Origin of the sequence: Kitasatospora sp. NPDC058218 (assembly GCF_042882445.1) — a bacterium.
GTDB lineage: Bacteria > Actinomycetota > Actinomycetes > Streptomycetales > Streptomycetaceae > Kitasatospora.
Genome location: NZ_JBHVWC010000049.1, coordinates 72,797 through 79,220, shown reverse-complemented (window position 1 = coordinate 79,220; position 6,424 = coordinate 72,797). Strand labels below are relative to the sequence as shown.

The following is a 6,424-nucleotide window of genomic DNA, read 5'->3' as shown; positions in this document are numbered from 1 at the left end:
TCGTTTGTGTGGTGTTGGGGGTTTTTTTTTTTTTTTAACTGCCCGGGGGGGGGGGGGGGGGGGGTCCCCCCCCCCCCGGCCCCCGACCGCTCAGAACGCGTCGATCAACAGGCGACGACGACGTCCACGGTGACCGGAGCCGGGTTCCACGGGTAGTACGCCACGCTGAAGCTGCCGTGGACGGTGGACCCGCACGGCACGGTGCCGCCGACGCCACGGACCTGCACGGTGCTGGCGGTGAACAGCGTGCGCCCGCTCGACGAGCCGAGCGAGGCGCCGCCCACGACCTGACCGGAGAGCCCGGTCAGCAGCTCCTTGGTCTCCGGGGCCGGGCCACCCGGGCTCGGCGGACCGGCCAGGCTGACCTGCCCGTACAGCTGCACGCTGTCACCGGTGACCTCGGCGCAGACCTTGGTCATCAGGCCGGCCTGCAGCCCGGAGGCACCGCAGGTGGTGGTGGTCGTGGTGGTGGTCGTGGTGGCGGCACCGGCCTGGGCCGGGACGGCCAGCAGCGTCGCCGCGCCGGCGACCCCCGCAGCGAGCAGAGCGATTCGGTTCATCGGACTCTCCGTTTCGTCAAGGCATCGTCTTACTCACATGTGACATTTCACATGTGGCATGCCTCAACCCTGACATGCGATTCGAACGCCTGGGCGACGATCCACGACGGAAAAGATGAACAGACCAGAAATCGATCTTCGATGGCGCGATCTCTGCGGCAGCCCGACCGAGCACCCGCCGGCCTGCCCACCACCTCGCCCGCAGCCCCGGGAACGCCGCGACGGCCCGCCGGCAGCGCCGACGGGCCGTCAGGTCGAGGCCCGGATCAGCCGGTGACGCGAAGCTCCACGAGCACGGTCGGCTTCTGCCCGACACCCTCGCCGACGCCGGTGATGCCGCCCTTGGGCACGTCGACCGTCTGGGCGACGCCGTCGGCGGTGAGGCTGGCGCGAACCGCGCGGTCGGCGGTCTGGATGAGGAAGGTCTGCGGCAGTTCGAGCGCGAGATAGCCGGCCGTGCCGTTCACCCGGAAGCAGACCGAGGGACCACCGGAGGAGCTGGGGACGGCCCGGCTCCACAGCTGGATCTGGGTCGCGGTGTTGCAGTCCGCAAGAAGGATGTGCCCGTCCCCACGCAGCAGTTTCAGGTTCGGGAACGGGCTGGCGCCCGGGTAGCTGAAGTCCTCGACCGCCGGGGGCGGGGTCGGGTCGTCGGCCGGAGCGGGGTCGGCCGAGGCGGCGGTCGGAGCGGGGTCGGCCGAGGCGGCGGCCACGACGGCGAAGGTGGTGGTGGCCGCCAGGGCGGCAGCGGTCAGCCAGCGGAGCGTGCGGTGGCTCATCCGAATCTCTTTCCAGGTGAATCGCGCAGGCGGGTACACGGATCGGGAAAAGCGGTGCGGCCGCGTCCGTTTCACCGAGGGCACCGGGCTCCGAGGCGCGGGAAATTGTTTTCCCACCTTGAAGGAATCGCCAAATCAAAGTCAAGCATCGCTGGCCCTACCGGATTCGGCCGCACCCGGCGCACCACGGAAAGCGCGATATAGCTCCTCATAGCGCTTCATGTCCGGCTAGGCAGCATGGCCGGCGAACTTGTTCGAACATCTCACTCGGAGCCTCTCATTCCATTTTCCGGCGGCCATTCCGAAAGGCCGAGGAATTTCCGGACGAGGGTGGACCGGACTCACCGGTTCGTGCTCTTCTCTCAGGTAATGCCGACAGTCAGGTCGCACTCGAATGCGGCCTGCGGGGTACCGGAAAGGTTTCTCGTGACGGACGGGTGGGGTGGCGCCGCAGTGCGGCGCAGGGGGCGCCGGTTACCGCCGGTGGCGGGCTGGATGTGGCTGCGGCTACTGCCGCTGGCCCTGGTCGCGGGGCTGCTGGGGGCGAGCCCGGCCCTGGCGACCGACGACGAACCGAATCCGGTACCGCTGACGGACCGGGCCCGCGTGGTGATCTTCTGGCAGGAGGGCGGCGTCGGGGTCAAGGCCGCGGCCGAGGCCGCGCTGACCGGCACCGACGCCGACGTACGCCGGTTCCTGGACAGTGAACAGGCAATCACCCAGATCCAGGACGACCAGGTCAGCGCGGCACAGATCCACGCGCTGGGCGGCCCCGGCGTGCAGGAGGCGGCCCGCAGGGCACTGACCGGTTCCCCGCAGGACCTCGCGGCATTCCTGGCCGGCGGGTGGCGCGAACCGCTCAAGGCCGACCAGCAGGTCAGGGTCGCCCAGCTGATGAACGGGGCCGGACCCGGCGTCAGGGAGGCCGGGCAGGCCGCGCTGAACGGCACCGAGTTCGACGTCCAGGCGTTCCTGAACGACGGTCAGTACACCGCGCGGGAAGCGGACGACCGCGTGCAGCTGGTCCAGATCCTCAGCCAGGGCGGCCCCAACACGCAGGCCGCCGCCCGCCTGGCGATCAACGGCACGGCCGACGACATCCGAGAGTTCCTCGCCGTCGGCCAGCACGTCGCCCGCGCCCGCGACGTCGAGCGCACCAGCGTGGCCCAGCTCGCCCAGCAGGCCCAGGAGGCCGGTGCGCAGGCCGTCCGCGAGACCGAGGCCGCGAAGGCCTCCGCCGCACAGGCGCTGACCGCGTCCGCACTGGCCAAGGAGGCCACCGAGAAGGCCGCGGCCGAGACCGAGGCCGCACGCAACGACACCGTCAAGGCCGCGGCCGCCGCCGGACGCGCGGCCGACGCCGCCGACCGGGCCGGGCGCGCCGCGCAGACGGCCGTTCAGGCCTCGCGAGCTGCGACCAACTCGGCGCGGACCGCCGCCAGCGCCGCCTCCCAGGCCGCCTACGCGGCGGCCGGCGCCGCCCAGGCCGCCTCCGCCGCACGCTCGGCTGCGGCGGCAGCCGTCTCCGACCGGTCGAAGGCAGGCGCCGCGGCCAAGGCGGCGCAGGACGCCGCCGCCGCGGCCGCCGCAGCCGAGTCCTCCGCCACAGCACTGGTCCAAGCCAACGCGGCGGCCAACGCCAGCCAGGACGCGGCAGCCGCCGCGCTGGGTGCCAGCCTCAACTCGGCCGCCGCGTCCGCGGCCGCCGACCAGGCGGGTTCCTTCGCGGGCCAGGCCGGAGCCCAGTCGGCGCGGGCGAAGGCCGCCGCGGCGGCCACCCGTCGCCACGCCCAGGAGGCCGCGCGGGCCGCCACCGCCGCCAAGTCCCTGGCGGGCGAGGCCGCCAAGGCCGCGTCCGACGCCCGGACGCTGGCCGCCTCCGCCGCGGGCCACGCCCGGGCCGCGGCAGCGGCCGCCAACGAGGCGGCGCAGCACGCGACCGAGGCCGCGCAGGCCGCCCAGGCCGCCACCGAGCACGCCGACGCCGCCCAACTGGCCGCCCAGAACGCCAAGGCCGCCGTCGACACGGCCAACACGATCCAGGACCTCGCCCGCCGCGCGGAGGCCGAGGACCTCAACTCCCGTACCGCAGCCGCCCTGGAGAAGGCCAAGGACGCCAAGGCCGCCTACCAGGACAAGCAGAGCGCCGCCGGCGAGGCCGTCCAGGAGCTGCGCCGGATCAAGGACGAGGCCGACCGCCTCGCCACCGCCCTCGCCCAGCCCGGCGCCGACACCGCGCGGATCGCCACCGACGGACGCAAGCTGGCCCTGCTGTCCATGAAGATCTCGGACGCCTGGGGCGTCGGTGCGGCGAGCACCGCACTCTCCGGCCCCGACAGCGCCGTCCTGGAGTACCTCACCTCCGGGCGCCGCCAGGCGAACGAACTGGACGACCGCGACCGCGCAGCAGCCCTGGCGACCAACTCCGAACTCCCCGCCGTCCGCGCGGCGGCCACCCAGGCGCTCACCGGCGACGCGGCGGCGGTCACGGCGTTCCTGACCACCGGCCAGTACCAGGCCGCCGCGCCCGACCTCCAGGTCAGCGTCGCCCAACTCGTCAGCAGCGGCGGCCCGGGCGTGCAACAGGCCGGACGGGCAGCCCTCAATGGCTCCGTCCCCGCCCTGCGCGACTTCCTCACCCGCGACCGCTTCACCGCACAGATCAGCGACGACCAGGTCCAGGCCGCACTGCTGCGCAGCACCGGCGGCCCCGAGGTCCAGGCCGCCGCACGCATCGCCCTGGAAAGCCCGCCACCGGTCCTACGGGCCTTCATCGAGACCGGGCAGTACACCGCCGCGCGCAGGGACCAGCTGGCCACCACCCACATCGCCGAGATCCAGCGCCTGATCGCCGAAGCCTCCGCCGTCGCCGCCTACGCCCAGCAGAGCGCCGCCGAGGCCGCCCAGGCCGCGGCCGTCGCCCGCAACGCGGCAGCCGAGGCCAACGGCTATGCCACCCAGGCCCGCGAGTCCGCCGACCGGGCCGCCGGCTACGCGGCGGACGCCCGCGCGAAGGCCCAGCAGGCCGAAGCCAGCGCCAACAGGGCGGCAGCGGCGGCGAAGACGGCGGGGGCCGCGGAAACCACCGCCCGGCATGCCGAAGCGTCGGCGGCGTACTCGGCCCGCCGGGCCACGTCTTCGGCTGCCCAGGCGAACTGGTCCGCCCAGGACGCCTACGAGTCGGCGGCGACGGCGCGAAGCGCTTCGTTGGCGGCCGGCCATGACGCCCAGACGGCGTTCCAGGCCTGGGGTCAGGCGTTCCAGTCCTACACCGCCAAGGTGGCAGCCGAGCAGGAAGCCATCCGAAAGGCCACCGAGAACGCGGACGCCGAGGCGAGGAAGAGTGCCGAGCAGCGAAAGCAGGAGAGCATCGCCGCCCTGGAGGCGGAGCTGCGCAAGCAGGCCAAGAACGACGACTCCGGCTGGCTCGGCGACCTTCTCGACAAGGGCATGGACTGGCTCCACAAGGGGCTCGGCGCCATCGGCGGCCCCATCGGGCTGTTCTTCCCCGGCTTCGCCGACATCGCCGACCTGATCGACTGCGGCCTCTACGCCCTCCAGAAGGACGTCGAGAACGCGATCCTCTCCTGCGTCGGCGCCATACCGCTCGCCGGGGACGGGGCAGCGATCGCCAAACTCGCCAAATGGGCCGATAAGTTCCCCGGCGGCAAGAAGGTCGTCGACTTCCTCAAGAAGCTGTTCTCCAAGGTTCCCGGATCATGCCTGAAGAAGAACAGCTTCCCGGCCGGCACCCGCGTCCTCATGGCCGACGGGTCGGCTGAGCCGATCGAGCAGGTAGCCGTCGGCGAACAGGTTCTTGCCACCGATCCGCTCACGGGCGTAACCGGTGCCCGCTCCGTCGAGGCGGTCATCTACACACCCGACGACGAGGCGTTCACCGACCTGGAAGTTCAGGGCCCGGACGGCACCGTCGGCACCCTGACCGCGACTGACCATCACGCCTTCTGGTCGGAGAGCGCGAAGAACTGGGTCAGTGCCGCCAACCTCAGCGCCGGCGAGCAACTGCGCACCCCCGCAAAAGCCACGGCGTACATCGTCACCGCTCACCGTCGGACGGCCCTCCAGGCGGCCTATAACCTGACGGTGAGGGATCTCCACACGTACTATGTGGTGGCCGGAGATACACCCGTACTCGTTCACAACGAATGCACAGGAACCGTATCGGCAGCGGAGAGCTACGGCGGCGACATCGCCCAGCAGGGCTGGAAGGTCACTCTGAACAAGTGGGGCGATGCTGAATTCATCATTCGCTCCCCTGAGGATTTTGAGATACGCGGATCCACGATGTTCGAGGAAGCGGTGCAAGCCGTTGGCGGAATCGACAACATTCACCAGATCAATGGGGTCTGGAACTCCGGAGATTTGGATGCAAACCTGAGGAAGTTCAACGAGGAAATTCGCAATGGAAAGACGAAGGAGGAGGCGGCTTTCTTGACATTCACTGGAAAGATGGCCTTTCGGCGTGGGTTCAAATACGTTGAAGTTGACCTGAACCGGGGCACCCATGGGGAATACACCGAGGTCTTTGCGAGGTTCAGGCGTGGGTAACAGTCCAGCAGCGCGAGAGATCGTTCGAGACCTGCGCCGCAGATCGGTCACCGGCGAGTCGACACTTGAGATTCTCAGGTGGCTGAAGGACGATCTCGCAGCACGGGGGCTTGACCCTGGAGAAAGTGCCTTCAGTATGATCAACATGCTCACCGATGCCTTCGACATCGGGCTGTCTCCGGCGCGATTGGTCGCGAGCTGGAATGAGCTGAGCGAGCGGGGCCACCTCACCGCCGAAGAATTGGCGCAGCGGATCGGGCCTCTAATCCCGCGAACAGACGCAGTCGAAGGGTAGCCGACCTCGGACTGGTCGGCGGACAACTGTCCCGCTTCCGCCCTCCGACACTCGACACGGGAAAACCGGCAGGGACCATAACCGACTCACGCCCACCCAGGGGGACGACACGTCATGCTCCGCTTACGCCCACGCTCCGCGCGCTCGGCCGGCCTTCTCGCTTCCGCAGCCCTGCTCGCCGGTGGGCTGCTGACCGGCGGGTCGGCCGGTGCCACAACCGG

General features: G+C 70.7%; 4 protein-coding genes. 2 read left to right on the top strand and 2 right to left on the bottom strand.

What is annotated here, in order from left to right:
* Positions 1-104: 104 nt before the first annotated feature.
* On the bottom strand, positions 105-560 hold the full coding sequence (locus ACFVYI_RS28455) for a hypothetical protein (RefSeq protein WP_387890733.1): 456 nt from the start codon (positions 558-560) through the stop codon (positions 105-107).
* Positions 561-826: 266 nt separating this feature from the next.
* A complete protein-coding gene (locus ACFVYI_RS28450) occupies positions 827-1,339 on the bottom strand; it encodes a hypothetical protein (protein WP_387890732.1) in 513 nt (170 codons plus the stop codon).
* A 483-nt stretch (positions 1,340-1,822) separates the two neighbouring features.
* On the opposite strand from ACFVYI_RS28450, the gene ACFVYI_RS28445 reads away from it, so the two are divergent.
* Together ACFVYI_RS28445 and ACFVYI_RS28440 are read left to right on the top strand one after the other, a co-directional pair.
* Positions 1,823-5,908: a polymorphic toxin-type HINT domain-containing protein gene (locus ACFVYI_RS28445; protein WP_387890729.1), complete on the top strand. Its 4,086-nt coding sequence runs from the start codon at positions 1,823-1,825 to the stop codon at positions 5,906-5,908.
* Entirely contained in the window at positions 5,901-6,203 is a 303-nt protein-coding gene (locus ACFVYI_RS28440; protein WP_387890727.1) for a hypothetical protein, read from the top strand. Before ACFVYI_RS28445 ends, ACFVYI_RS28440 begins: the two co-directional genes overlap by 8 nt.
* Positions 6,204-6,424: the final 221 nt, after the last annotated feature.